This window comes from Pirellulales bacterium, from assembly GCA_019694455.1.
In the GTDB taxonomy this organism is placed as follows: domain Bacteria; phylum Planctomycetota; class Planctomycetia; order Pirellulales; family JAEUIK01; genus JAIBBY01.
In genome coordinates this window covers 47,652-73,987 of sequence record JAIBBY010000025.1, presented here as the reverse complement: position 1 = coordinate 73,987, position 26,336 = coordinate 47,652, and the positions used below count along the sequence as shown (strand labels likewise).

The following is a 26,336-nucleotide window of genomic DNA, read 5'->3' as shown; positions in this document are numbered from 1 at the left end:
TGAAACTCGGCGGGCAGAAAGGCGTTGCCGTAGTTGCGCGGGCCGCCATTGCCGGCCGAGGGGCAAATGGAGACGAAGCCGGGGAGATTCTCGTTTTCGGTTTCGAGTCCGTAGAGGGTCCACGATCCGATGGAGGGGCGCACGAAGTTGGTGGCGCCGCAGTGCAGAAAGAGCGTGGCCGGCCCGTGCGCGACCCCTTCGGTCTGCATGCCATGCAGCAGACAGAGATCGTCGATATGCCGGGCCGTGTGTGGAAACAGATCGGAGACCCAGCGTCCCGATTGGCCATGGCGGGCGAAGTTCCAGGGAGACTTCATCACGCGATGCGACGATTGACCGTCGCCGCTGTTGGCGCGCTGGCGAGCATCGTCGAACGGCATCTGCTTGCCGTCGTCAGCGGACAGACGCGGTTTGTGATCGAACGAATCGACCTGGCTTACTCCCCCCTGCATGAAAAGAAAGATGACGCGCTTGGCGCGCGGTGGGAAATGCGGGGCGCCGTGGGGCGATGCCGCCGATCGCGCAGCGCTCGATTGCGCGGCAAGGGCCGACCAGGCGAGCGCGCCAAAGCCGCAGGCGGCCTCTTGGAGCAGCACGCGCCGAGTACAGCAAGGAGAGTCAGGCATTGGCGGGATCACCAGTTGGAGTAACGAAACTCGACCGAAGCAAACAGCAATTGATAAAGATCGGCCCAGGCGCGCTCGGCGACTGCGGGAGACTGACTGGCGGCGGCCACGGTTTCTTGCGCGATGGGTAGTTCGGCGGCGCTGGCGGCACGCCCTAGAGATTGTTGAAAGGCATGGCCGATCCGCGCCTGGTCGTCGGCCAGTTGGGCGCCAAGCAATCGGACAGCGGCCGCCTGGGCGCGCTTGCGCACGAAGGGATGATTCAAGAGAAAGAGGGCCTGCGGCGCCACGGTGCTGGTGGTCCGGGCGCCAACGACGAGGCTGGGATCGGGAAAATCAAAGACCTCGAACAACTCGGGAAGCGAGTTGCGGAGCACCGGCACATACACGCTGCGGCGCGAGTCGTCGTGGACATAGCCGTAGTCGTTGGCCACGCTCGGCCGGAGAGTATTGCCGCCGGACGCAAGATCGAGTTCGCCCGAAATGGCGAGCATGGCATCGCGCAAACATTCGGCCTCCAGACGTTTGCGATTGGCGCGCCAGCAAAGGCGATTCTCGGGGTCGGCCGTTAGGTTAGCGTCAGTAGTAGCGGTCGATAATTGATAGCTCTTGCTGAGCACGATGTAGCGCACCAGTTGTTTGACCGACCAGTCGTGCTCGACGAAATAGATGGCCAGGTGGTCGAGCAGTTTGGGATGCGAAGGCAGTTCGCCCGTCGTGCCAAAATTATCGACCGTGCGAACCAGCCCCTGACCAAACAGCCAATGCCAGACGCGATTGACAAAGACCCGCGCGGTGAGGGGATTGTCGCGCGAGGCGACCCAGTTGGCCAGTTCCAGTCGTCCGCTCTGATTGGCCGGCAGCGGTGAAAGGGGCGCGTGCGCCACAACCTGCAAGAAACCGCGCGGGACCGTAGCGCCGAGCGTATGCACCGAGCCGCGCAAATGGATGGGCGCGTCGGCGATCTCCTTGCGCTCAACGATCGACAGCGCGGTGGGGCGCTGGGGCGCCGCAGCGCGCCGATCCTTAAGTTCTTTTTCGAGCAGCTTCAGTTCGCTTTGCCGCTGGGCCAGCTGGCGCGAGGCGGCGCTGGCTGCTTCGTCTGGTTTGGCCGCTGGCGACGTTGAAACTTCGCTCTGCGGTAAGAACTGCACGGCGTCGGCGGTCACATGTCCGTGAGTGCCGACGTTGGCGACCAGGACGAAGCTTTGCCCTGCCGCTTCGAATCGGTATTCACCCAGCGAGACGAAGCGCCGCTCGATCGGGGGAGGCCGCTGCATATCGATGAAGGTGGACTTTTCGCCGTCGGCGCTGAAGACGGTGACGGGGACGCGATCGGAGCGATTGTCGCCGGGAGAGTAGGCCAGTCGCACTTCGTAGCGGCCATCGGCGGCAAGCTGCGGCGCGAAGGTGAGGGTCTTTTCGCCTTTGCCCTGGTCGCCATCGTGGAGGTAGCCCGCGCCGATGTAGGGCTTGACGCTGGTCGACGGGGTCCAGGCGCCGACTTGTTTGGCGTCGCGCTCGTCGATGACGATGCCGGGTAGCGCGCTGGCGGCGAGGCTGTCGCCCACAGAAGCGCCAGCGGCGAGCGCCAGTTGATCGACTTCAACCTTTTTGGCCTGCACGCGGGCGGCTAGTTCAGCCAGCGTGGCCTCCTGCCGGACGAACGCGCTTTCTTCGTCACTGGAGAGGGGCAATGGCACTTCGACCCAATCCGACACGTTGGCGTGCTCTAGCCGCTGCGTGCTGCTGAGGATGCCCGCCAGCGCGTAATAGTCGCGGGTGGGGATGGGATCGAACTTGTGATCGTGACAGCGCGCGCAGCCAATGGTCTGACCGAGCAACGCCTTGCCGAAGACATCGAGCTGTTCGTCGACCACGTCCATATCGAGTTGGCGCTTATCCTGCTCTTCGAGATTGGCGTTGCCGAAGGCCCAGAAGGCGGTGGCGACCAGTTGGCGGCGACGGTCTTCGAGCCGAACGGCCGGCAGCAGGTCGCCCGCGATTTGTTCGCGGAGGAACTGATCGTAGGGGCGATCGGCGTTGAAGCTCTCGATGACGTAGTCGCGATAGCGCCAGGCGTCGCGCAGGATCAGGCCGCGCAGCGTGAACGATTCGCCGTAGCGAACGATATCAAGCCAATGCCGCGCGAAGCGCTCGCCAAAACGGGGAGAGGCGAGCAACTGATCGACTAGCGCCGAATAAGCCCGCGGAGAAGCGTCGGCGGCCAGCGCGCCAGATTGCTGTGGAGTGGGGGGCAATCCCCACAGGTCGAAATACAAGCGGCGCGCCAGCGCGGTGGCAGACGCAGGCGCCACGGCGTGCAAGTCGGCGGACTCTCGGCGGGCTTCGAGGAATCGATCGATCGGGTGGCCGCGCCAGGCGGGATCGCTCACTTCTGGAACTGGCACTGGCAGTGGTGGCTGATACGACCAGAACTCACGATCCTCCTCGGTGATCTGACTGAGGCCGTCGGCCGATGCTGGCTCGGGCCGGCGGGTGGGCGCGCCGGCGTCGATCCACCTGCCGATTTGCTCGATCTGGTCGGGGGCAAGCTTTTTGTCGCCGGGGGGCATCTCGCCGCTGGCGAGATATTGATAGAGCAGGCTCTCGTCGCGATTGCCGGGCGTGAGGGCCGGACCAGTGTCCCCACCAGCGGCGAGCGTGCGGCGGAGGCGGACGTCGAGGTTCGCCTTGATTTCCGCCTCCGCGCCGTGGCATTGCCAGCAGTGCGCCTTGAGGATGGGGCGAATATGCTCTTCAAAGGTGAGTGAAGGTGCCGCGGCGGGGACGTCTTCCGCGGCCTGTAGTTGAGGAGACAAGCTCCCTAACAACACCCAGAGCGCGCAGCGAAGGAATCTACTTAAACAGTGACGTTCCAGCGACTCGACGCTGACGGCCTGCGGCATGACGATACGTTCCCCTCATGCTCGGGCGGTACTTCAAGGCACGGCGGCGCGACCATCCCAGGCCGGTGACGTGCGCAGGCCTTGAGTATGCATGAGGCGGCGGCAGATGACAAATCTTGGCGCAGTTGAACCGGTCGGCGCAAAGCAGCGCCCATGAGGATTGGCTCATGGGCGCTGCGCGAATTCAATTGAAAGGGAAGCGGCTGCTGTGTGCGGCCGTTATTTGTCGTCTGGATTGGTGATGCGGAAGACGATCGCCGCGAGGACGGCGGCCGCGAAGTTGGCGACCAGATAGATCCAGATATCGGCGACCTTCAAGAGTCCCATGACAACGATTCCCACCGCGACGGCCGGATTGAAGGCGGCGCCGGAGATGGCGCCAACCGAGTAGGCGCCGATCACCACGGCAAAGCCGATGGCCAGCCCGTAGAACGAGTTGCCGCTGGTTCCCTTGGCGGTGGCGACGTTGAGCACCGTGAAGCAGAGGGCAAAGGTGAACAGGAACTCGGCGAGCAGCGATTTGGCGACATCGAGTTCGAGCGGGGGAACGGTTGGGTTGCCCTTGAGAAACAACACGGCAGCGGCCGCCGCGGCGGCGCCCACCACCTGGCAGACCATGTAAGGGACGACATCAGCCACCGGGCACTTGCCGCGCATGAACACGGCCAACGTGACCGCGGGGTTGTAATGCCCGCCGGAGATGTGGCCGCCGGCGAAGATCATGACCATCAGCGCCGAGCCGATGGCGAGGGGGGCCATGGCGCCGGCGCCGTTGGGATTGAGCACCGTGCAGCCGACTGTCAAAACGAGAAAGAACGTGCCGATGAATTCGATCAGGTACTTTTGCATGAAAAGTTCCCTTCGTGGGTGTTTTTTGCAAGTGTCGCCGCCAAAGCCATTTGGCGCAATTGGCCGCTATTTATAGGACGTGGCTGGTCAAATCACAAGCGGTTTGGCGCCGGACTCCTGCGCCACCCGATCTGCGCAGCCGCTGTTGCAAAAACGGGCCGATATACTGGTATACTGACAATACCCACCTAAAGCTCGGCGGCATCCCAGCCGCAGCAGGGTTGTCCTCCAACCCCAGGGAACTTGGCGCAATGAGTTTTCGCTCGCCTTCGCTGGTTTGTCTCCTGCTCGCAGTGTGGTCTTTTGCCCCCGCTAATGGCGAAGAACCGCTGGCCTACAACCGGGATGTGCGGCCGATCCTGTCGCGAACCTGCTTTGCCTGCCATGGTCCCGATTCGGCTTCGCGCAAGGCGGACCTGCGGCTCGATCGGCGCGACGACGCAATTGCCGCGGGCGCGATCGTGCCGGGAAAGGTAGACGAGAGCGAGTTGGTGCGGCGGCTTTTTAGCGAAGAGCCGGAGGAGCGGATGCCTCCGCCCGACGCGCACGCCGAGATGACCCAGGCGGAGCGCGAGGCGCTCAAGCGCTGGGTGGCCGAGGGGGCGGTGTACGAGCCGCACTGGTCGCTGGTGGCGCCAAAGCGACCGCCGCTGCCGGAAGTGAAACAGGCCGATTGGATCCGCAACCCGATCGACGCGTTTATCTTGGCGCGGATCGAAGCGGCGGGCCTGACCCCGGCGCCGGAGGCCGACCGGCGCACCTTGTGCCGCCGTGTGACGCTCGACCTGACCGGTTTGCCGCCGTCGGTGGAGGACTTGGAGGCGTTTGTCAACGACGCCGCGCCCGACGCGTATGAGAAGTTGGTCGATCGATTGATGGCGCTGCCCGGCTGGGGCGAGCATCGGGGGCGCTATTGGCTCGATGCGGCGCGTTACGCCGATACGCACGGCATTCACTTCGACAACTTCCGCGAGATGTGGTCGTATCGCGAATGGGTGATCGACGCCTTCAATCGCAATCAACCGTTCGATCAGTTCACCGTGGAGCAATTGGCGGGCGACTTGCTGCCGGGCGCCACGCTGGAACAGCAGATCGCCTCGGGCTTTAACCGCTGCAACATGACGACCAACGAGGGGGGGACGATTCCGGAAGAGTACCTGGTGCTGTACACCCGCGATCGAACCGAAACGACCTCGCTGGTATGGCTGGGGATGACGGCGGGCTGCGCGGTGTGCCACGATCATAAATTCGACCCGCTCACGCAGCGCGAGTTTTATGAGATGGCGGCGTTCTTCAACAACACCACGCAAGCGGCGATGGACGGCAACATCAAAGACACACCGCCGATTGTGAAGGTGCCGCAAGATCATGACCGCGCGCGGTGGGACGAGGTCGCCAAGTTACTGGAGACGCAGCGCGGACAATTGACCGAGCGGCGCCAATCTGCCCAGAGCGACTTTGCGGCCTGGCTCGCGGCGGCCAATCTGTCTGAGATTTCTTCTCGCCTCCCTGAAGATGGGATGGCGCTTTATTCCATGCTGGATGAGCAGGCGCCCGATTCGCTCGCCATGCGTTTGAATGGCGTCGATCAAACGTTGCCGCTGGCGGGCTTGGCCTGGGAAGCAGGGCATGTGGCGGCCAAGGCGCTAATCATTCAGCCGGGGGCGGTGACGCTGCCCGAGGTGGGCAACTTTGGTCGCGAGCAGGCGTTTTCGGTCGCGGCTTGGGTCAAGATTGCCGACGTCAATCAACAAGGCGCCATCTTGGCGCGGATGGACGAAAACCGCGCTTACCGTGGCTGGGATCTGTGGCTCGAAGGGGGGCGCATTGGCACGCATCTGGTAAATGCCTGGCCCGACAACGCCATCAAGGTAGTGACCAAAAAGGCGCTTCAACCGGGGCGCTGGCACCATGTGTGCCTGACACACGACGGGGCGGGCAAGCCAAGCGGCGTGCATCTTTATATCGACGGCGAGCGACAGCCGACCGAGGTGATCGCCAAGACGCTCAAGGACGCGATCGACATCGACGTGCCGCTCAAGCTAGGGCAGCGGCACAACGGCCAACCGGTCAACGGCATGGCCATGCAGGACTTGCGCATCTATCAGCGCGGGCTGACGGCCGACGTGGTGCAGAGCCTGGCGCAATCGAGTCGGGCGTTGTGGCTGGCGCGCAAGCCGGCGGAGAGCCGCACGCCCGAAGAAACCAGCGAGCTATTGGAGTTTTGGCTCGCGCAGATCGATCCGCGTTACCACGACTTATCGCAGCAGGTCGCCAAGCTGGAGACCGAGCAGAACGAGATCACGGCGCGGGGCACCGTGGCGCATGTGATGCACGAGCGCGACGCGGCGGCGGAGGCGTTTGTGCTGTTCCGCGGCGCGTACGATCAGCGGCGCGACGCGGTGAAGGCCGACACGCCCGACGCGCTGCCGCCGATGGCGGCCGATCTGCCGCGCAATCGTTTGGGCTTTGCGCAGTGGCTGCTGACGGCGGAGCATCCGCTGACAGCGAGGGTGACGGTGAATCGCTTTTGGCAGCAGCTATTTGGCGCGGGTCTGGTGACCACCGCCGGCGACTTTGGGGTGACCGGCGACTTGCCGTCGCATCCCAAGCTATTGGACTGGATGGCGGTGGAGTTCCGCGAGTCGGGCTGGGACGTGAAGAAGTTCTTCAAGCTCTTGGTGACGTCTGCGACGTATCGACAAGCGGGCATCACCACGCCGGAGAAGATCGAAAAAGATCCCGCCAATGAATTGTTGTCGCGCGGACCACGCTTTCGCATGGACGCCGAGATGGTGCGCGACTACGCGCTGGCGACGAGCGGACTGCTGGTGAAGGAGATCGGTGGGCCGAGCGTGAAGCCGTACCAGCCGGAAGGGGTGTGGGAGGCGGTGGCGATGGACGTGAGCAACACGCGCAACTACCAGCACGATCACGGCGACAGCTTGTATCGGCGCAGTTTGTACACGTTTTGGAAGCGGGCAGCGCCGCCAGCGCAGATGGAACTGCTCAACGCGCCCAATCGAGAGACTTGCACCGTGCGGCGCGAGCGCACCAACACGCCGTTACAGGCCTTGGTGACCTTGAACGACACGCAGTTTGTGGAGGCGGCGCGGAACTTGGCGCAGAGCGTGCTGCTGGAAGCGGGAAGCGACACCGACGCGCGGCTCGACCAGTTGGCGAGGCGGCTGTTGGCGCGGCCGTGGCGCGCTGAGGAGGCGCCGGTGGTGCGCGCATCGCTCGATGCGCTATTGGCGTCGTTTGCCGAAGTGCCCGACGAGGCGCGGCGGTTGATCGCCGTGGGCGAATCGAAGGCCGACGCGAAGCTCGACCCCGTGGAGTTGGCCGCCTGGACGATGCTGGCCAACGAATTGATGAATCTGGACGAAGTGTTGACAAAGTAGATGGCCAGGCGGGCGATTTTTTCGTCCGCGCCACCGGCTGGGAAGTGTTGCACATGAATCCACAGCAAGAATTTGGACAGGCGATCACCCGACGATACTTCTTTGAGCGTGGGTCGCACGCGCTGGGCTGGGCGGCGCTGGCCAGTGTGGCGGGCAAACGGATCGTTGCCAACGAAGCCACCTCCACGCCGCCGACGATCGCGGCGCCAAACTCGCTGGCGCATTTTCCTGGCAAGGCGAAGCATGTCATTTACCTGCATATGGTGGGGGGACCGCCGCAGCAGGATATGTATGACTACAAACCGCAGATGGCGGAGTTTTACGACAAGGACCTGCCCGAGTCGGTGCGGATGGGACAACGACTGACGACAATGACCAGCGGGCAATCGCGGTTTCCGGTGGCGCCGAGCAAGTACAAGTTCGCGCAGCACGGCGAGTGCGGGATGTGGACCTGCGAGCTGTTGCCGCACACCTCGAAGATGGTCGACGACCTCTGCTTTGTGCGCAGCATGTACACCGAGGCGATCAATCACGAGCCGGCGATCAGCTACATTCAGACCGGCAACCAGATCACGGGCAAGCCGTGCCTGGGATCTTGGACGTCGTACGGCCTGGGATCGATGAACCTGGACCTGCCGACCTTCGTGGTGCTGGTGGCCAAGCCATCCAACACCGAACAGGTGCAGGCGATCTCGGGGCGCTTGTGGTCGAGCGGTTTCTTGCCGGGCGAACATGCCGGCGTCACCTTTCGCGCGGCGGGCGATCCGATCTTGTTCATCAGCAATCCCGACGGCGTGTCGTCGGCGGTGCGTCGCAAGACGCTCGACGGGCTCAAGGCGCTCAACGAGTTGACCTATCAACAGATCGGCGACCCGGAGACGCGCACGCGCATCGAGCAGTACGAACTGGCCTATCGCATGCAGACCAGCGTGCCGGAGCTGACCGACTTGTCGCAAGAGACCGAAACGACCTACAAGCTGTATGGCGAAGAGGCGAAGAAGCCGGGCAGCTTTGCCAACACGGCACTGATGGCGCGGCGATTGGTGGAGCGCGGAGTGCGGTTTGTGCAGGTGTATCACAACAACTGGGACACGCACTCGAACGTGGCGGGGCGCCTGCCCGACCAGTGTCGCGATGTCGATCAGGCATGCTACGGCCTGGTGCAAGACTTGAAGCAGCGGGGGCTGCTCGACGAAACGCTGATCGTGTGGGGAGGCGAGTTCGGGCGCACGGTGTACTCGCAAGGGGGCTTGAGCCACGAGAACTACGGCCGCGATCATCACCCGCGCTGTTTCACCATCTGGATGGCGGGGGGAGGCATCAAGGGGGGGACGATCTACGGCGAGACCGACGACTTCTCTTACAACATCGTGAAAGACGGCGTGCATATCCGCGACTTCCACGCCACGCTCTTGCACCTGTTGGGCTTTGAGCATGAGCGATTCACATTCCCGTTCCAGGGACTCGACCAGAAGTTGACGGGGGTGGAGCCGGCGCGGGTGGTGAAAGAGTTGTTGGCGTAGCCTGCGGGTGGTAGGGGGCGGCGTTTGTGTTCACCGCCGAGGCGCGGAGGCGCCGAGGGAGTCAGCTATGCCCGTTATGCGCCGGCCAGTCAGGTCGGATGGCACTTGGCGGATGGCGCATGGCTGACTCGCGCATCACTCCGTGGCGGGGGATTGGTTTAGCGCTCCGACCGGATGCGCGGCGTTCAGCGCGCTGGCGCATCGCCTGGAAAGCGCGACGTGAGCTTTGCGCAGGAATTTTCTTCTTTTTTTTGGCAAAGCGCGTCCGATTTAGGGCACGGCCGACGTCTAGTTAGGTAGACGGGCAGGCTTCATTCCGTACGGCGAAGGATGTCGTTCGCCGCATGGGCAGGACCTCTTCGGCGACCGCGCTATGTCATGCGCGGCCGTACGACCCACGCTCGCCGCGACCCACGGTCGAGCAACATCCCAAGGAGAGTGCGATGAAACGAGCTCACCTTTCGCAATGAGAAGAGTCAAAATCGCGACCGGAAATCGCACCTGGGCGCACCATCAATGAAATGCCTAGCCAGACATTTTCGTAACCAAGAGAGAGAACGCTAATGACCATACTCAGATCTGTATTATGCGATAAAGATTCAAACACCATGATTGTCACGCAACCTCGATTGCTCATCCCTGCCGTGCTCAGCGCGGCATTGGCAATTGCCGCCTCCCTTCCAGTCCATGCTGCCAATGTCGTGGTTCCTGCAAACAATGTCGCGCCGGGTGACGACTTCACCAATGCCACGGGAACAAACACTACCCCTTCGACTCCAGGCGCAGCGCTGGGCGCGAGCGGGTGGACATACAACAACGTTCGCAACAACGGTCACGTCGGCATTCGAACCAACAATCCACGCAGTGGCAACGGTTCGGCCTGGTTCAACGGCACGCAAGGCCCGAGCGGCCCTAGTTCGAAGAGCGATCTCGAGTACCTCAATACCAACGGCCTCGGTGGCTTAGTTTCGATGGGAACCCTCGCCGGCATCAACAGTCTGGCTTACGACTGGTACAAGAGCTCATCCAGCGCCGCGTCGCAACACACTGTGCTGCGGCTCTACGTCGATGCCGACGGTAATTTCGGCACTGCCAACGATCGTGGCTATCTGGTCTACGAGCGTGCCTATCAAACAGACAATTCGGTGCCCACCGACCAATGGAATACCGACGACGTGTCCGCCGCCAATCTGTGGCAGGTCTGGTTTGGCAATGGAAATTTCGATACCGCAGGCAACTGGCAATCCCTTTCTGTGTGGGGGTCCGCAGGCGGCTTCACGCCCTCGGGCGGTGGCCTGCACATGGATGCCAATAGCGTCGTCTACGGCCTTAGCTCCGGCATTGGCTCGGGATGGGGCACATACGCCGGGTATGTCGATAATATCACGATCGGCTTCGTTGGTAGCGCTGCGACGACCTATAACTTCGAGGTCGAGCCCATCCCTGAGCCATCGGCCCTCGTGCTCGCGGCGCTCGGCGGATTCGTGTTATTGGTGCGATTCCGCCACCGATGAGGCGTAAATCATCCGACCTGCAGCCGGCGAGCGTGGCGATCTGGTCGCTATTGGGCGCCAGCGCCCTGGTGGCGCACCGGCGCAGCCGCAAGAAGAGCTAAGGGCCAGGGGAGTTTTTCCGCGCGCTTCACCTTCTCCCCACGGGCCGGGGAGAAGGCACTAGCCGCGCGCTGTGCGGCGGCAGTGCAGGGCGCATGGCTGACTCGCGCATCACTCCGTGGTGGGGGATTGGTTTAGCGCTCCGACCGCATGCGTGGCGCTTAGCGCGTTGGCGCAGCGCTTGGAAAGCGGGACGTGAGCTTTGGGCAGGAAGTTTCCGCTTTTTTTTGGCAAAGCGCGTCCGATTTAGGGCACGGCCGACGTCTAGTTAGGTAGACGGGCAGGCTTCATTCCGTACGGCGAAGGATGTCGTTCGCCGCATGGGCAGGACCTCTTCGGCGACCGCGCTATGTCATGCGCGGCCGTACGACCCTCGCTCGCCGCGACCCACGGTCGAGCAACATCCCAAGGAGAGTGCGATGAAGAAAACAGCACGCTTGGCGCTGGCCGCTTCCCTCTGTTTGCTGGTGGCGGCGCCGTCGCGCGCGGCGGTGGTGTATTTCAATGGCTTTGAGACCGACACCGCCGGCTGGACGAACGCGATTCAAACCCCCAGCGGGACCAGCGGCATCCCCTCGGCCGCCGGCAATTACCACGCTGTGTACGGAACGCCTTCGGTGTACACGAACTGGGGCGGCTACAACTACGGCGCGGGCAACGCCGTGCCCACGGTGTTTCAGCCGTATGTGACGTCGATCGACATTTATCTTGATTTAGACAGCGGCGCAGCAAACAACACGCGTTTTGATTTTTCGTCGGCGATCAACAACAGCGGCGGCACCCACAAGCGCGACTTCATCTTCAACGGCGGTTTCTACAACAGCGCTGACGTCACTGGACCTGGCGCGGGGACCGACCGCTTTGTCATCAGCGCAAGCAACAACAGCCAACCGGGAAGCGCTTACGCAAAGAACCCGGCGAAGGGGCCCATCGCGATCTCGAACACCGGCTGGTACAAGTTCGAACATTCGTTTTACAACAACGCCGGCGTGCTGGCGGTGGACATGAGCATCTACGACAGCTCCAACTCGCTAGTGAATAGTTGGACGCTGAGCGACCCCAGCGATCTGATCGGCGGGGTTGGCGGCAACCGTTATGGCTGGTTCGACTACAACCAGTTTCCGGTGCTGGCGTTCGACAACTCGCAACTGAGCATTGTGCCGGAGCCGGCGAGCGTGGCGATCTGGTCGCTATTGGGCGCGAGCGCCCTGGTGGCGCACCGGCGCAGCCGCAAGAAGAGCTAAGGGCCAGGGTGTTCCGCGCGCTAGTGTCTTCTCCCCGCGGGCCGGGGAGAAGGCGCTAGCCGCGTGTCTTTCTGGCGCGCGGGGCGCCACGGGCGATGAGCGGTGGCGTTGTGCGGCCTTGGCACACCGGAAGCAGCCACAAGTCAAGCGTTGATCAGGCGCGGCCAATTGACCAGAGGGGGACTGGTCACGCCCGACCAAAGAATTCGTCGTCTGGCACGTTGTCGGCCGGCAGCAACTTTAATCGCCGGCGCAGCAGTTTGACGTACGAGTCTTGGATTTCCGCGCGGTGGGTCGGCAACGGATACGAGAAAACCGAGCCGCCGATGCGGCGGCAGAATGTCGTGTGGCTTCCCTTCCCCTGGGAGGAGTCTTCCCAAACGTCGTAGGATCGCAAGATCCTGCGCAGTTTTTTCAAGGGAACCGGCATCGGCGATCGCTAGGCAAAGGCCAAGTCTGAATTGTCGTACTCGCGAAATTCCGGTTCTTCGATGACGACGTGCGGCGCCGACGGCACTTGGAGATGAAACGACAGATCGCCCTCGGCGCGCGGCGACTTGCCTTCGGCGAACATCTGGAAGTATTTGCCTTCCGCCGGGCTGAACAAGTTCGCCGGATTGTTGTGCTCGATCGATGTGGCGATTTGAGCCACAATCGCGCCGCTCAAGCACTCGAGGGCCTGCTCGCGCGTGGTGCCATCGCCGAGTAAATCGAACTCCAGGCAGTGCGCCATCCAGCGGTTGTCTTCACGATAAAAGACGATGCGAATGGGTATCCGTAAATCGCGCATCCTCATGCCTCACAGAGTTGGTTCGGGCGCCGCGGCGCACCTCGGCCAGCTTTGGCGAGCTCAACGGCCCGCTATCTGGTGGATTCTACAATTCTAGCAGCTTCGGAAACGAGAGCGCTTCGCTGCCCGAAACTCCTGCGAGCCAGGGTAGTTGCTACTCCACGACCGGCAGCACAATGGCCGTAGGGTGGTCGGCGTCGTGGTACACCGCGTTGTTGGCGGCGCGCGGCTCGCCAGGGGGCTGATTGGGCAAGGCGCCGTTGCCTTGGTTCACCTCGAAGCGTGGATAGTTGCTGGAGCTGACATGCACGGCGATGCGATGCCCCTTTTCGAAGGTGAGCGCCGTGCCGCCGAGCGGGATTTCGATCCGCGTCGGCTGGTTGGCCTCCATCGGCTTGATCTTGTCGGCCGCGCGTCCCTCGCGAAATAGCGCGCGGACGGGAGCGTCCAGCACAATGGCCTCGTAGCCATCGGGGTAGACATCGACGAGCTTGACCATGTAGTCGGTGTCGGGGGCGTCGGTGGAGACATAGAGATCGGCCGACACCGGCCCGGCAATGGAAACATCGGTGGCCAAGGGCTCGGTGGTAAAGCGCAAGTAGTCGGCGCGGTCGCCAATTTCGCGCTGGTCCTTGGGCCCCAGTGGCAGGGTGAGGTTGGCGCCGCCGACCGTGGGGACCGGGTTTTTGGGGTCATGCACATATTTGGTGGAAGACGCGGCGGTGGTGGGCGCCGTGGTGGTGAGGCTGCCCGCTTCGCTGAGATAGTAGCGCGTTGCAGTTGACTTGGGGGGCCAATTGTCGGCGGTCCGCCAGCCGTTTTTGTCGGAGGCGTCTTTCTTCATGGCCGAGGCCATTTGGTAATACTTGACCGCCGGCTCGCGATCGACGCCGTTGTCCTGACCTTTGAGATAGTGATCGAACCAGCGAATCTCGTCGCGCATGACGCCGAGGATGCCGCCGTCTCCCTTGTAGCGCAGGTCGCCCGCCAGATTGCCATGCCCAAAGGGGCCCATCATGAGCTTTTGGCGGCCTTTGGCGCCTTGGGCGCCCTGATTGTGCAGGTAGGCAAAGTTGCCTTGCGTGCCGGTGGAGAAGATGTCGTACCAGCCGCCGAGGTGATAGATGGGGATTTGAATCTTGTCGCGGCTGTGGATGATGTCGAGCGCCTGCTCCATCTTGAGGTCGAGCATAGTGGCGCGGCGCTCGTCGATCTGGTCCTCGGCGTTCTGGCTCTTCAGCCAGCCGGTGACGTCGGCCTCTTTGAAGACGCCGCCGATCCAACTGGCCTCGCTCCAGATGCTCTCGGGGGCGACGATGACATAAGCGGCCTTGAGCGCCGGGGGTTGGGCCTCGGCGGCCAACAGCGAGGTGATGCCCATCGCCGAGGCGCCCGACATGCCGATGTTGCCATCGCACCACGGTTGCTTGGCGATCCAGGCGACGGTGTCAAAGCCGTCGTCGCGATCGGTTTCGAAGGGGCGATATTCTCCTTCGGAGCGAAAGCGGCCGCGCGTGTCTTGAATCACAAAGACATAATCGGCGCCGGTGTAGCGGCCCGACATCGAGCCGAACATGCCGTCTTTGGAGTACGGCGTGCGGGTGAGCACGACCGGCCAGGGGCCTTTGCCCTTGGGCAGATAAATGTTGGTGGCCAGCTTGACGCCATCGCGCATGGCGACCATTTCTTCTTGCGCGCCGCGGGCCACGGCGGGCTTTTTATCGTCGGCCGTGGCCGTGGCATGAACGGCCAGCAGCGCGGCAAAACACAAGACCGCGTGGCGCAAAGACGTACGCATCGGATTCGCTCCTGGCGAACAATGGGTGAAATCTAGCAAGCAACGACGAGCGCTATACGATAACGCCGCCACCGGCCGTTCACAAATTTTGAGCCGCGACTACTTTTGCCCGATGTCGTAGCACCAGAGCGATCCGAGGTCGCGGAAGTACAGGCGGCCGTTGGCGATGACCGGGTAGGCCCAGGCCTTGGAACGGCCCCGATCGGGCTGATCGGGGAGCGAGAAACGGCCACGCTCGCGGTAGCCCTCTGGCGAGGGTTCCAGCAGGGCGACGTCGTCGGTGTCGCCGTGCAAGTAGAGTCGGCCATCGGCGTAGCAAATGGAACTGGGGCCGACCGACTTGTCTTCCCACTTGAGCTCGCCCGTCTTGAAGTCGATGCACATCATAGCGCGGCTGCTTGTGCCGTAGAGGTAGCCATCGACCAGCACGGCGCCGCCAATTCCGGTGGGAAGTTTCGCCTCGAAATAGACCTGTTCGGCCACCAGGCCATCGGCCGCGCGCTTCACCTCGACCAGTCCTCCCCCCACTCGGCCGGTGGCGCTGTAGATGAATCCGCCCGCTTCGACGGGAGTGGGGATGTTGGCCATGCTGCCTTTGGCGGTGCGCTCATACTTCCAGAGGATCTTGCCGGACTGGGCGTCGACGCCAACTAATCCCTTTTCGATGAACTGCACATACTGCTTCACGCCGGCGATGTTGGCGATAATCATCGACGAGTAAGACGCCTTGTCTTTGTCGGGGGAGACGCACTTCCAAATGGGGTCGCCAGTGGCTTTGTCGAGGCAGACCAGGGTGGCCTCGGGGCCGCCGGGGGTGACAAGCACGCGATCGCCATCGATCAGCGGCGACTCGGAATAGGCCCATTCGCCGTACTCGCCGCCGAACGCCTCGCGCACGTTCTTTTGCCAGCGCGGCTGACCGGTTTTGCGATCGAGGCAGGCCAGATCGCCATCGGAACTGAAGGCGTAGAGCCAATCGCCATCGACGGTGGGAGTCGAACGGGCGCCCGGATACGAGGGCTTTTGCTCTGGATTGCCGACCTTGCCGAGCCGCGTGGACCAGCGCTGGCTGCCGTCCTTGGCGCTGAGGGCCAGCACCGATTCGTCTTCGACGCCACGACTCGATAGCAGATAAATCGAGTCACCCACAACGCTCGGGGTGGAATAGCCATCGCCAATGTCCTTGGCGTGCCAGACCAGCTTGGGGCCACCCTCTGGCCACATGGGCAGGAGGCCCGTTTCCTGAGAGATGCTGTCGCGGTGGACGCCGCGCCACTGGGGCCAGTCCGCGGCGGGCGACCATTGGGGAGTAAGGACAAGCGCAAACAGCATCAGCGAGGCGTATTTCATGGCGGTGCTCCCGGAAAACGATTGAAGTTCGATCGCGCTTCAATGTAGCGTTCGTCGGCTGAGGAAACGAGCGTCCGCGGCGCGGCGCTTTGACAATCGATTGAAGCGGCGACCAAAATGGGCCAACTTGGATCGACTCGTCCGCTTTGCCCTGAGGTGATCGCCCATGTCGTTCGCATATCGCAACGCTCCTGGCGGATTGAGCCGCCGCTCGTTTCTGGCCACCACCAGTTCGCTAGCGGCAGCGGCCGTTTGGTCGTCACGAACCTATGGCGCCGTGCGGCGCAACTTGAAGCTGGCGGATTACCCGTTTCAGTTAGGCGTCGCTTCGGGCGATCCGAGCGCCGATGGCTTCGTGCTGTGGACGCGTTTGGCGCCCAAACCGCTCGAAGGGGGCGGCATGCCGCCGGAGCCGGTCGAGGTGTCTTGGCAGGTGGCGGACGACGAGGGCTTTTCCAAGATCGTGCAAGAAGGATCGACGACGGCCACACCCGAGTGGGCGCACTCGGCGCATGTGGAAGTGAATGGCCTGGCGCCCGATCGGTGGTACTGGTACCGGTTCAAAATGGGGAACGACGAAAGCCCCAAGGCGCGGGCACGCACCATGCCGGCGGCCGGCGCCACGCCCGAGAAGCTGCGGATGGCGTTTGCCTCGTGCCAGCATTATGAGTCGGGATTGTACACGGCCTATGAGCATATGGCCAAGGACGATCTGGACCTGGTGTTCCATCTGGGGGACTACATTTATGAAGGGGGCGCCAGCCCCAAGGGAGTGCGCAAGCACTTGGGCCCCGAGATCATGACGTTGGCCGACTATCGCGGCAGGTACGCCCAGTACAAGACCGACGCGCTATTGCAGGCAATGCACCATCTCGCGCCGTGGATCGTCACCTGGGACGATCACGAGGTGGAGAACAACTACGCGGGCGACATCCCCGAAAGCAAGCAGCCGCGCGAAGAATTCTTGCAGCGGCGTGCGCAGGCGTATCAGGCGTATTACGAACACATGCCACTAAGGCGGTCGTGCTTGCCGAAGGGGCCGGACATGTCGCTCTATCGGCGGGCGTCGTTTGGGCAGCTAGCAGAGTTTCATGTGCTGGACACGCGGCAGTATCGCACCGATCAGCCGCGCAGCGGCGTCAAGCAAACCGACAGCGGCGGGGCGCTCGACCCCAACGGCACGGTGCTGGGCGCCGCGCAGCGCGAATGGCTGGAGCAGGGGCTGGCCGCTTCGCCCGCCAAATGGAACGTGCTGGCGCAACAGATCATGATGGCCCGCGTCGACCGCGCGCCGCACGAAAAGCAGTCGTACAGCATGGATCAATGGCCGGGCTACGAAGTGGACCGCCGGCGGGTCATCAAATATTTGCACGACCGCAAGATCAGCAACCCGGTGGTAATCACCGGCGACATTCATAGCCACTGGGCCAATGAATTGATCGCCGACTTCGACGACCTGGGTTCGCAGAATGTGGCGGTGGAGTTTGTGGGGACCTCGATCAGTTCTGGCGGCGACGGCCGGGCGGAGCCGAGCAAGCTGGCGGAACTGTACGCGGAGAACCCGTTTGTCAAGTTTCACGGTCAGCAGCGCGGCTACGTGCGCTGCACGATCACGCCGGGCGAGTGGCGCAGCGACTACCAGGTGGTGCCGTACATCTCCAGGCCGGGCGCGCCGGTGGAGACCAAGGCGGCTTTCGTGGTAGAAGCCGGGCAGCCGAAGCTGCAGAAGGCGTAGCGGGCAGGGTCGGCATACTCCCTCATAGGCGGGATCGGGGTTATTTCCGCCCGCTGGGCGTGGAATATTCAGGAGCGCGTGCTAGCGTGCGCCGCAAAGGGTATAAGAACACTTGGCGCAGCGGCGGAAGGGGAGGTTGTCTGGCGGATTGCCGCATGATTGTTCTTCGGCGCCGCTCGTATGTGCCGCCGCGCGAAGCGCAGTTTCTTATTCCAAGGTGTGAACGGTTACTCTTCTCGTTAAGGAGATTTCCGATGCGCCGTCAACTCTTGTGGTTGTTGTTGCCATTTGTCGCCTTGTTTGGCCCCGTGTTCCGCCACTCGGAGGTTTTCGCCGATGAGGCGCGTGTGGCCATCTCGGGTCGGGTAGTGGATGCCGATTCTCAGGGCGCGCCGAACGCCCGGGTTCGTGGCATTGCGGACGGTGATCTCACCGAAGCGACCACCGACGGCGACGGGCATTTTGTGCTCAATGTGCTCAAGAAGCGTGCGAAGCAACTTGTCATTATCGCGGAGGATGCTGGTGGCGATCGGCTCGGCACATTCGCGGCCAACCGGAACGATCCCCCAAGCGCTGAGTCTCCCATCCGGATCGAGCTTGCCAAGTGTCGTCGGCTGCCGGTGCATGTCGGGGACGCGGAGGGAAAGCCCGCGGCCGGAGCGCGGGTTGGCGCGCTGATCCACAACGCGCCACTGGTGAGCGCCATAACCGCCACCGATGGCAGCGGCGAGTTGAAACTGCCGGCCGATGTCCCGCTTCAGATGCTCTACGCCACAAAGCCCGGCGAAGGATTCGATTACCGCGTTGTCACCAATCCGCGCGATGACGCGCCTCGCGCGGATTGGCTCAACCAACCACCAGTTCGATTCCAACTCGCCGATTCCAAGACCGTGAAGATCCGGCTGGTCGACGCTGAAGATATGCCGATTGTCGGGACAGAACTTTTCCTTTGGCTGCTCCATAAACCGGGTGAGCCCGATAGCTTTAATTTGGGCTACACGCCAACTGAATTCCGCGCGCTAACGAACGACGCGGGCGTGGCCGAATTTCGTGGCGTGCCAAGCTGGAACGTCCACCCGCTGACATTCTGGCCGACCAACGATCTGTATGTGAGGGAGCGGATTGCGTTTGCCCTGCAGGAACATAGCGACGGCCAACTCACCGCGAAACTGCAGCGCCTGACGCCTCTGGCCGGGCACGTCAGCTTTGCGGACGGTCGGCCTGCTGCCGGAATCAAGGTGCAAGTCGTCGGAAACGGTTACAAATTCGACGGCTTTCACGAAACCGTTACGACGAATGACGACGGCAGCTTCAATTTACGCGTAGCGCCCGATCTTCTGTACATGGTCGCAGTGCAGGACAAGCAATGGGCGTCCGCTGCGATCGACGGGTTGATCGTCAAAAGCGACCAGGTGGTCGACCAATTGCGCTTGGAACTACGGCCTGCCACGCGCGTCCACGGACGAGTCACCGTCGGGCCGGACGAGAAATCAGTCGCCGGTCAAGAAATGAGGCTGCGACACAACGGGCGTAGCCTGCATAACCTCCACGGCGTGGTATTACCGAATCCGGAAGGCAGCACAAAATGGGTCCAACCTGGCATCGGTCGTTTTGCGACGACCGACAAAGAGGGCCGATACGAGTTCTTCGTCGGTCCCGGCAAGTTCGTGCTCGATGGTCCGTCGCAGGTGGAACCCGAGCGATTCGAGGTCGTCGACGAGACGGAATTGGAATTTAATCTCGCAGCGCCGCGGCCGGAGACGGGACCGTTTGCCGGTCGTGTCGTTACCGGTGATCCGCCGCGACCGGTGGCCGGCGCCGTGATCGAAGGAAAGTACCGAGCATTTGTCGAGGGACGTGCCTTGCGTTTGAGGGCGGATGAGCAAGGCCGCTTTGCGGGCGAGCGGTTTTTACATGCCACGGTGCTGCGCGCGACGAACGCTGATGGAGACCTTGCCGGCATTGTGGAAATTGGACCGGATGTGGCGGAAACGACAATCTCGATCGGCCCGCTTGGCGCCGCGAAAGCGCGATTGATCGATGCGAAGACGCGCGACGCGCTGCCCAATTTCGAGGTGCGATGGTTCCGGCGCGTGCATTTGGGAGATAACAAGGCGCCGTCGGAAGCAGCCTGGGGGGGGACCGCCATGACAGATACCGCGGGCTGCTTGGAAATTTCCGGTCTCGTCGTTGGTCAGAAATACTCGCTGACAGTCAGCAGGGGCGACGGAACGTACGCAATATTGCAAGACTTCACGCCGAACGCCGCCGAATTGATTGACATTGGCGATCTGGCGTTAGAGCCGCCGTACGTGCCGCCCACTTTCGAAGAAAATGTGAATAGCGAGCTGAACGCCAACGTAGCTGCGAGCGCGCGGTACGACCAAGCCCTGCAGAAGGCAGAACTTTACAACCAACACCTACTCGTGATCTTTCTGAAGCGCGACACGGCCTTGACTGAAAGCTGGTTCAAGCTGCGATTCGACGATCGTGCGGTAGGAGCCGCGCTCGACAACTTTCAATGGGTCACGGTCGATGCTGAATCGGAATCCGCCGGCGCGCTGGCAGAACGGTTGGGCCTGAAGCTCGATCCGAAGGCTCTGCCCGTATGGCGATTTTGTGATGCATCGGGTGAAGAACTTTTGCAGGCTTCGCTGCCCCGGCTGACGAGTGGCGACGCGCTGGACCAAACCGCGATATTGGAACTGCTTGCCCAGCACGCCCCCGAACCACTCGATGCGCGAGAACTCCTCAAAACCGCCTTGGCGGATGCCGCCAGATCGAACCGGCGAGTGATTGTGCAGGAGACGGCTCCCTGGTGCGGTCCGTGTCATCTCCTGGCGCAATACCTAGAACGTCAGCGTTCGATCTGGGAAAAGGACTACATCTGGGTGCGGGTTGACCAGCGATGGCAGGGGAGCGACGAAGTCATGAATCGGATCAAGGCCGGCAAGCGCAGCGGTATCCCCTGGTATGCGATCCTCGACAGCAGCGGCAAAGTGCTCGCCACCTCGGATGGACCGGACGGGAATATCGGGTTTCCTGGCGCCCCAGCGTCGATCGATCACTTCGTCGCCATGTTCAAGTCCACGATGCAACGAATTAGCGAGCAGGAACTGGCAGCGCTCCGCGAAGGGCTTGCGCACAAGTGACCTGGAGTTGAAAGGTTTGCAATTTGGCTGGCCGTCCATTGGTCTTTGGGCAGCGCATTTTTGCGATGTGCCCGGACCGATGATTGAACTGGCCGTGCGCACGCGGCGCCATGTTACGATTCGAGAATCTCAACGATCGTTCGCTGGATCGCCAACTGGAAATTGGTCTGACGCCTAGCAGTTAAATGGGCGCTGCCGAATCGGCCGGGCTGTTCGCGCAAGACGCGATTTCACGATGCGCTGGCGTTGGACGAGGCTCGCGCCGCCTCGGCGCCGGCCACTTGAGCCAGCAACGTTTGCGACGACTGACCGCGCACTGAGATCAGGCTGGTGGGGGCGCCGGCGCCATATCCCTTGAGCGGGTTGCGCCAGACGATGTGGCCGGTGAACGGGTCCAGGCAATAGATGTAGCCGTTGGTCGAGACGATCAGGCGATCGCCATCCAAGAGCAGCGTGACGTAGCCCGACTCGAGTTTGTTGTTCGACCAGACAATGGCGCCGGTGTCGCGGTCGAGCGCCAAGGCATAGCCGTTGAGACCGACGAAGACGAGTTGATCGAGCGTCATGGTTAGCGATCTCGCGTGCCGGTTGCGATGAGCAGCGCCGCCACCGACGGGCGCCAGCGTCCGCCAAGTCTAACTGGTGGCGCCGCCGGTTGAAAAAAAACGCCGCGCCGCCTGTGGAATTCAGCGACAAAACGTCGGCAGGCAGCTTATATAAGCGGCAATTTATCCACGCATCATCAAGGCTTTAGGAGGGCCAAGTATGGTTTTATGAGAGCTGGCCACACGGCTGGCAAACAGAGGCGAATGCAGGGGAAAGAGGAGACGGAGCGATGCGAAGCTGGACTAGCCACAGCGAATGGTTTCCGCATAGTCGGCCGCAGCCAGCGACTTGCCTGGTGGGTTCGGCAGCCGCCTGCCTGGTGGCGGGCGCAGGGGCGGCTGGCAGCTACCTGTTGGGCGGGTATGCCTGCGCGAGCGGCTTTGCCTTGGTGGCGAGCATTTACTTTGGGGTGGGATTGTTGCACTTGCACGACTGCATCGTCGCGCCGGCGCGGCGCACGCGGCGTCATGCCACGGCGGGCAATCCGGAGGGCGCGCGGCACAACGACACACGCGCGCTGCGCGAATTGTCGCGTCATGGGCTGTTGCCAGGTGAACCGCGCGAGACCAACCGAACCGCGGCATAGTCGACGGAACTTTTCCGAATAGAGATTGCGGCCCGACCGAGACGCGCGTGATGCGAGCGGGACGACTACAATGAAAATGAATCACGGTTAGAGAGGCGAACCCTTGGGCGTGCGGATATTGGTAGTGGAGGACGAGGAATTGATTGCCTCGTCGCTGGTGCGCGGACTGCGCGAAGAAGGAATGACCACGGAATGGGCGGCCGACGGCGATGCGGCCCTGGCGGCGCTGCGCGGGAGCGACTGGGATCTGGTGGTGCTCGATTGGTGGCTGCCGGGGCACGACGGCCTGGAGGTGCTACGCGCCTTTCGGACAAAGAATCGCGAGACGCCGGTGCTGTTTCTGACGGCGCGCGACGCGGTGGCCGATCGGGTGACGGGATTGGACGCGGGCGCCGACGACTACCTGTGCAAGCCGTTTTCGTTCGACGAACTGTTGGCGCGGGTGCGCGCCCTGTTGCGGCGGCGGGAACAGCGCGGCGACGCGGTGCTGGCGTTCGCGGATTTGCGGCTGGACCTTGCGACCCAGCGCGTCGAGCGGGCTGGCAACGCGATTGATCTGAAAGCGAAGGAGTATTCGCTCTTGGTGTACTTCATGCGGAACGTGAACCAGGTGTTGTCGCGCACCCGGCTGTATGAACACGTGTGGGACGAGCGCTTTGACGGTGTTTCGAACACGCTGGAAGTGCATGTGATGGACCTGCGGCGCAAGCTCGAAACACATGGCAAGCGGGTGATTCACACCTTGCGCGGCCGCGGATATCGATTTGGCGATCCGCCGGGGGAATTTTAGCGCCATGCCGCGACGCATGAGTTTGGCGAGCCGGCTGTCGGCGTTCTTTTTGATCGCGCTGGCGATTGCGCTGATCGGCTTTTCGGCGACGCTGTATTGGCTGGCCCGCGACTACATGCGGCAGCAGCTCGATAACCAACTGCTGTCGACTCTCGACATGCTGGAGGCGGCGGTCGATGTCGAGCCGGGGGGATTGGAGTGGGAGCCCGCCGATCGCCGCCTGTCGTGGGGGCTGGAACGGCAGTTTGAGAACATTCGCTGGATCATCGCCGATAGCGCGGGCCAAGTGATCGATCGCTCGCAGAACTCGCGCGACGCGATGGCGCTCGCCCGCTGGCGACCGAGCGACTGGCCCACCGATCCGCCCGACGCGGCGGTGTTTGGCGACTTGCCAGATTGGCGAGCGGCGGCGCGGCGCTTGCGATTGAATGAGTTGTTGCAGAAAGGTCGAACCAGCCCGGAGGACGATGATAGCGACGACGATGTGCAGTACACCGAGTTGTTTGTGATGGTGGGCGTGTCTCCGGCGCCGGTCCAGGCGAGCTTACGTAGCTTGGCGCTGACGGTTTGCGGCTTGTCCGCCGGGTTGTGGATTGTCAGCGCGCTGGTGGGACGCTGGCTGGCGCGCGGCGCGCTGGCGCCCTTGACGCGGATGGCCGTGGCTGCGCGGGAGATACGCGGGGACGACCCGGCGGAACGTCTGCCCGACCCCGGCTCGCGCGACGAACTTCACGATTTATGCGACGCCTTCAATGGCCTCTTGGGTCGATTGCACGACACCATTGAGCGGCAGCGGAATTTTGCGGGGGAGGCGTCGCATCAATTGCGGACGCCGCTGGCCGGCATGCTCAGCCTGATCGAAGTGGTGCGCCGACGCGAGCGACCCGCGGAGGAGTACGAAGTAACGCTGGACCGCGTGCGCGAGGAGGCGACCCGCATGCAGCGGATGGTGGAGAGCCTGCTGTTCTTGGCGCGACCGGAGAACGACGCGATGTCGCTAGCGCTAGAGGAGGTGTCGCTGTCGAACTGGTTGGAGGCGCAAGTCGCTCGCTACGCCGATCATCCGCGGTATGGCGATTTGAAACTGACGGTCGAGCCGGTGGCGGCCCGCACGCATCCGGGGCTACTCGCGCAGATGTTCGATAATCTCTTGGACAACGCGCTCAAGTACAGCGCGCCGGGGACGCCGGTGCGGATCGAACTGACGCGCACCGGGGCGAAAGTCTTGCTGGTGATCCGCGACGCGGGCTGCGGCATCGCCGATATCGACTCGCGGCAGTTGTTCGTGCCATTTTTTCGCGCGGCGAGTTCGCGCCGCCAGGGAATCAAGGGAGTCGGGTTGGGATTGGCGATTGTCAAGCGAATCGCCGACCGGTTGGGGGCGACGGTGCGCGTGGCAAGTCAGCCCGGCGTTGGCACTACTGTGGCGATTGAGTTGCCCGAGGCGCGCGAACAATCGCCGTGGCTGGTTTCGACCGGTGGCCCCGACGGGAGCGGCGGCAGCGTCTGGAGCTAGCGCTCGATCTGACCGCGATGCGCGCCAGCGGAGCTGATGGCGCCAGCAGTTGGCGCCGCATGGATTGCCTGATCGGCATAGTTTCGCGCGCAGGTCGCCAAGGTGGGCAAAGATTGGCGATTGTGAGCCGCGCCGCGCAAGCCACCAGTGGAGTTTGGCCGATGTAGCGATAGCAGGGATTGTTCCGTACGCGCAGGGAGGCGCGGCATGGATCGATGGAAGCGTGAACGAATGACTCAGCGGCTGGCGGCAGTGCTGTTGGCGTGGTCGGCGATTGCGCTGAGCGGCCCCGCGCGTGGCCAAACCGCGGGAGTCGAGCCGCCGCGTCGGTTGCCGCCGATCGATGCGCCCGCCTTGGGACCACTGGCGCCATACGCGCCGGCAGCGGCATCGATGCCGGCGAGCGCCGCCGCCCCGATCTCGGCGACCGGCGCCGCGCCTGCCGCCGCGGCGCGGGAAGGACAGCGCTATGCTTGGATACCGTCGGGCGGAGCGCATGCCATCACGCCGCATCCGAGCGTCCGCGCCGGCGTAGCGCCCGCCGCGCCGAACCAAGCGCCGTGGATGAGCGGAACGCCGCACGATCAATTTTGTTTACGGCCGAGCTATCGCTACAACGGCGCGGGAGGTTACCTGCACGTGGCGACGCCCAACGAGCAGTACTCGATCAACCTGCAAAACCAGCTAACGCTCGACGGCACCTTCTACGATCAGTCGGACATGCCGACCGATCAGAAGGGCTTTTGCATGCCGTTCACGCGTACTTACCTGTTTGGCAACATCACTCCCGAGTGGCAGTATCAGATCGCGACGCAGGCGTTCTTGGGGCAGTTCAACATTCTGGACGGCTTCGTCAACTGGCATTGGGGGGACGAGTTCAATGTGCGCATCGGGCGCGGCCTGAGTCCCATGCTCTATGAGTACTACGCGTTTTCGCCCGCCTGGGAACCGGTGATCACCAACTCGGTGGTGTTTCAATTGGCGGGGCGACGCCAGGAAGGGGTCATGTTGTCGGGCAACGTGCTCGATGGCACGTTGCAGTACCAGGCGGGAGTGTTCAATGGGGTGTCGGGCGCGTTCTTCGACTTGGATCGAAGCGTCGATTTTCTGGGCTCAGCGACGGTCACGCCGTGGGCCGGGACGAACTCGGCCGTCGACTGCCTGGGGCTGGGCGTGAGCGTGCAAACCGGCCAACACAACTATGCGCTCAATCAAACCGGCAGCGCGTGGACCAATGGGGCGGGCGAGCCGAGCACCAACATCAACTACATCACGTCGTCGGGCGTGCCGTTTTTTGAGTACAACCAGAACACCGCAGCCGACGGCACGCAATCGAAGGTGGCGCCGCACTTCTTTTGGTATGGCCGCTTCAGCGTGCTGGCGGAGTATCTGTACAGCACACGCCAATTGGCCCTGGGGGCAACGCGGGGGAGCGCGGTGCAGCAAGGCTATTACGTAAACGCCTCCTACTTTTTGACGGGCGAGCGGTATCACGGCAACGGCCTGGCAGGCTATACCACGGTCATGCCGCTACGTCCCTTTTTGCCGTCGCAGGGCCTGCATGGCCCTGGCGCCTGGGAAGTGGCCGCGCAATTTTCGCAATTGCGGCTGGACGACGACAACTTTCGCTTTGTCACCACGCCTAATCGCTACGCCAGCCGCGTCGATCAATTGATGATCGGCGTCAATTGGTGGCCGACGCGCTATGTGCGAATGAGCCTCGACAACGTGTTTACCTGGTTCGATCGGGCGATCCCGCTGGGAGACAACGCCCCCACCGATCAGTTCAACACGGTGTGGTGCCGCGCGGCGATGTTTTTCTAGTCGCGCAGCGCGCGGGCCGAA

The 26,336-nt window shown here is 62.8% G+C and carries 18 protein-coding genes; 10 read left to right on the top strand and 8 right to left on the bottom strand.

All coding sequences use genetic code 11. From position 1 onward, the window contains the following. From K1X71_12000 to K1X71_11990, 3 genes are all read right to left on the bottom strand, one after another. Positions 1-626, bottom strand: a 626-nt coding sequence (locus K1X71_12000) for a DUF1501 domain-containing protein (GenBank protein ID MBX7073862.1), incomplete at its 3' end; no start/stop codon positions are given. 8 nt (positions 627-634) lie between these two features. Continuing rightward, positions 635-3,535, bottom strand: coding sequence for a DUF1553 domain-containing protein (locus tag K1X71_11995; protein ID MBX7073861.1), 2,901 nt, complete (start codon positions 3,533-3,535; stop codon positions 635-637). Positions 3,536-3,754: 219 nt separating this feature from the next. Continuing rightward, a complete protein-coding gene (locus K1X71_11990; protein MBX7073860.1) occupies positions 3,755-4,384 on the bottom strand; it encodes an aquaporin in 630 nt (209 codons plus the stop codon). 251 nt (positions 4,385-4,635) lie between these two features. Between K1X71_11990 and K1X71_11985 the strand changes: the two genes are divergently transcribed. From K1X71_11985 to K1X71_11970, 4 genes are all read left to right on the top strand, one after another. After that, positions 4,636-7,788 (top strand): DUF1553 domain-containing protein, encoded by a 3,153-nt coding sequence (locus K1X71_11985; GenBank protein ID MBX7073859.1) that lies wholly within the window; start codon positions 4,636-4,638, stop codon positions 7,786-7,788. A 53-nt stretch (positions 7,789-7,841) separates the two neighbouring features. Beyond that, entirely contained in the window at positions 7,842-9,311 is a 1,470-nt protein-coding gene (locus K1X71_11980; GenBank protein ID MBX7073858.1) for a DUF1501 domain-containing protein, read from the top strand. A 608-nt stretch (positions 9,312-9,919) separates the two neighbouring features. Next, positions 9,920-10,825 (top strand): hypothetical protein, encoded by a 906-nt coding sequence (locus K1X71_11975; GenBank protein ID MBX7073857.1) that lies wholly within the window; start codon positions 9,920-9,922, stop codon positions 10,823-10,825. Positions 10,826-11,343: 518 nt separating this feature from the next. Then, positions 11,344-12,168 carry a hypothetical protein gene (locus K1X71_11970; GenBank protein ID MBX7073856.1) on the top strand — a complete coding sequence of 275 codons (825 nt, stop codon included), beginning with the start codon at positions 11,344-11,346 and terminating at the stop codon, positions 12,166-12,168. 187 nt (positions 12,169-12,355) lie between these two features. Here the strand turns inward: K1X71_11970 and K1X71_11965 are convergent, their stop codons facing one another. The 4 genes from K1X71_11965 to K1X71_11950 form a co-directional block, all read right to left on the bottom strand. Beyond that, a complete protein-coding gene (locus K1X71_11965) occupies positions 12,356-12,598 on the bottom strand; it encodes a hypothetical protein (protein ID MBX7073855.1) in 243 nt (80 codons plus the stop codon). A gap of 9 nt (positions 12,599-12,607) precedes the next feature. After that, positions 12,608-12,964: a hypothetical protein gene (locus tag K1X71_11960; protein MBX7073854.1), complete on the bottom strand. Its 357-nt coding sequence runs from the start codon at positions 12,962-12,964 to the stop codon at positions 12,608-12,610. 148 nt (positions 12,965-13,112) lie between these two features. Beyond that, entirely contained in the window at positions 13,113-14,756 is a 1,644-nt protein-coding gene (locus tag K1X71_11955) for a CocE/NonD family hydrolase (GenBank protein MBX7073853.1), read from the bottom strand. A 99-nt stretch (positions 14,757-14,855) separates the two neighbouring features. Next, a complete protein-coding gene (locus tag K1X71_11950) occupies positions 14,856-16,106 on the bottom strand; it encodes a PQQ-like beta-propeller repeat protein (GenBank protein MBX7073852.1) in 1,251 nt (416 codons plus the stop codon). A gap of 166 nt (positions 16,107-16,272) precedes the next feature. Here K1X71_11950 and K1X71_11945 point away from each other — a divergent pair, with 166 nt between their 5' ends. Together K1X71_11945 and K1X71_11940 are read left to right on the top strand one after the other, a co-directional pair. Then, a complete protein-coding gene (locus tag K1X71_11945; protein MBX7073851.1) occupies positions 16,273-17,841 on the top strand; it encodes an alkaline phosphatase D family protein in 1,569 nt (522 codons plus the stop codon). Positions 17,842-18,023: 182 nt separating this feature from the next. Beyond that, positions 18,024-20,993, top strand: coding sequence for a thioredoxin family protein (locus tag K1X71_11940; protein MBX7073850.1), 2,970 nt, complete (start codon positions 18,024-18,026; stop codon positions 20,991-20,993). A 230-nt stretch (positions 20,994-21,223) separates the two neighbouring features. Here K1X71_11940 and K1X71_11935 read toward each other — a convergent pair whose 3' ends face one another. Further along, on the bottom strand, positions 21,224-21,559 hold the full coding sequence (locus K1X71_11935; GenBank protein MBX7073849.1) for a PQQ-binding-like beta-propeller repeat protein: 336 nt from the start codon (positions 21,557-21,559) through the stop codon (positions 21,224-21,226). A 269-nt stretch (positions 21,560-21,828) separates the two neighbouring features. On the opposite strand from K1X71_11935, the gene K1X71_11930 reads away from it, so the two are divergent. From K1X71_11930 to K1X71_11915, 4 genes are all read left to right on the top strand, one after another. After that, positions 21,829-22,185, top strand: a complete 357-nt coding sequence (locus K1X71_11930) for a hypothetical protein (GenBank protein MBX7073848.1) — start codon at positions 21,829-21,831, stop codon at positions 22,183-22,185. 109 nt (positions 22,186-22,294) lie between these two features. Beyond that, entirely contained in the window at positions 22,295-22,975 is a 681-nt protein-coding gene (locus tag K1X71_11925) for a response regulator transcription factor (protein MBX7073847.1), read from the top strand. A 4-nt stretch (positions 22,976-22,979) separates the two neighbouring features. Further along, a complete protein-coding gene (locus K1X71_11920) occupies positions 22,980-24,491 on the top strand; it encodes a HAMP domain-containing protein (GenBank protein ID MBX7073846.1) in 1,512 nt (503 codons plus the stop codon). A gap of 207 nt (positions 24,492-24,698) precedes the next feature. Beyond that, the gene (locus K1X71_11915) at positions 24,699-26,315 is read left to right on the top strand and encodes an OprO/OprP family phosphate-selective porin (GenBank protein MBX7073845.1); all 1,617 of its coding nucleotides are present in this window, start codon (positions 24,699-24,701) and stop codon (positions 26,313-26,315) included. Positions 26,316-26,336: the final 21 nt, after the last annotated feature.

Coding starts and splice junctions, on each gene's coding strand:
- K1X71_11915 (MBX7073845.1), top strand. CDS start 24,699: ATGGATCGATGGAAGCGTGAACGAATGACTCAGCGGCTGGCGGCAGTG.
- K1X71_11920 (MBX7073846.1), top strand. CDS start 22,980: ATGCCGCGACGCATGAGTTTGGCGAGCCGGCTGTCGGCGTTCTTTTTG.
- K1X71_11935 (MBX7073849.1), bottom strand. CDS start 21,559: ATGACGCTCGATCAACTCGTCTTCGTCGGTCTCAACGGCTATGCCTTG.
- K1X71_11930 (MBX7073848.1), top strand. CDS start 21,829: ATGCGAAGCTGGACTAGCCACAGCGAATGGTTTCCGCATAGTCGGCCG.
- K1X71_11980 (MBX7073858.1), top strand. CDS start 7,842: ATGAATCCACAGCAAGAATTTGGACAGGCGATCACCCGACGATACTTC.
- K1X71_11955 (MBX7073853.1), bottom strand. CDS start 14,756: ATGCGTACGTCTTTGCGCCACGCGGTCTTGTGTTTTGCCGCGCTGCTG.
- K1X71_11950 (MBX7073852.1), bottom strand. CDS start 16,106: ATGAAATACGCCTCGCTGATGCTGTTTGCGCTTGTCCTTACTCCCCAA.
- K1X71_11960 (MBX7073854.1), bottom strand. CDS start 12,964: ATGAGGATGCGCGATTTACGGATACCCATTCGCATCGTCTTTTATCGT.
- K1X71_11965 (MBX7073855.1), bottom strand. CDS start 12,598: ATGCCGGTTCCCTTGAAAAAACTGCGCAGGATCTTGCGATCCTACGAC.
- K1X71_11945 (MBX7073851.1), top strand. CDS start 16,273: ATGTCGTTCGCATATCGCAACGCTCCTGGCGGATTGAGCCGCCGCTCG.
- K1X71_11985 (MBX7073859.1), top strand. CDS start 4,636: ATGAGTTTTCGCTCGCCTTCGCTGGTTTGTCTCCTGCTCGCAGTGTGG.
- K1X71_11970 (MBX7073856.1), top strand. CDS start 11,344: ATGAAGAAAACAGCACGCTTGGCGCTGGCCGCTTCCCTCTGTTTGCTG.
- K1X71_11990 (MBX7073860.1), bottom strand. CDS start 4,384: ATGCAAAAGTACCTGATCGAATTCATCGGCACGTTCTTTCTCGTTTTG.
- K1X71_11995 (MBX7073861.1), bottom strand. CDS start 3,535: ATGCCGCAGGCCGTCAGCGTCGAGTCGCTGGAACGTCACTGTTTAAGT.
- K1X71_11975 (MBX7073857.1), top strand. CDS start 9,920: ATGATTGTCACGCAACCTCGATTGCTCATCCCTGCCGTGCTCAGCGCG.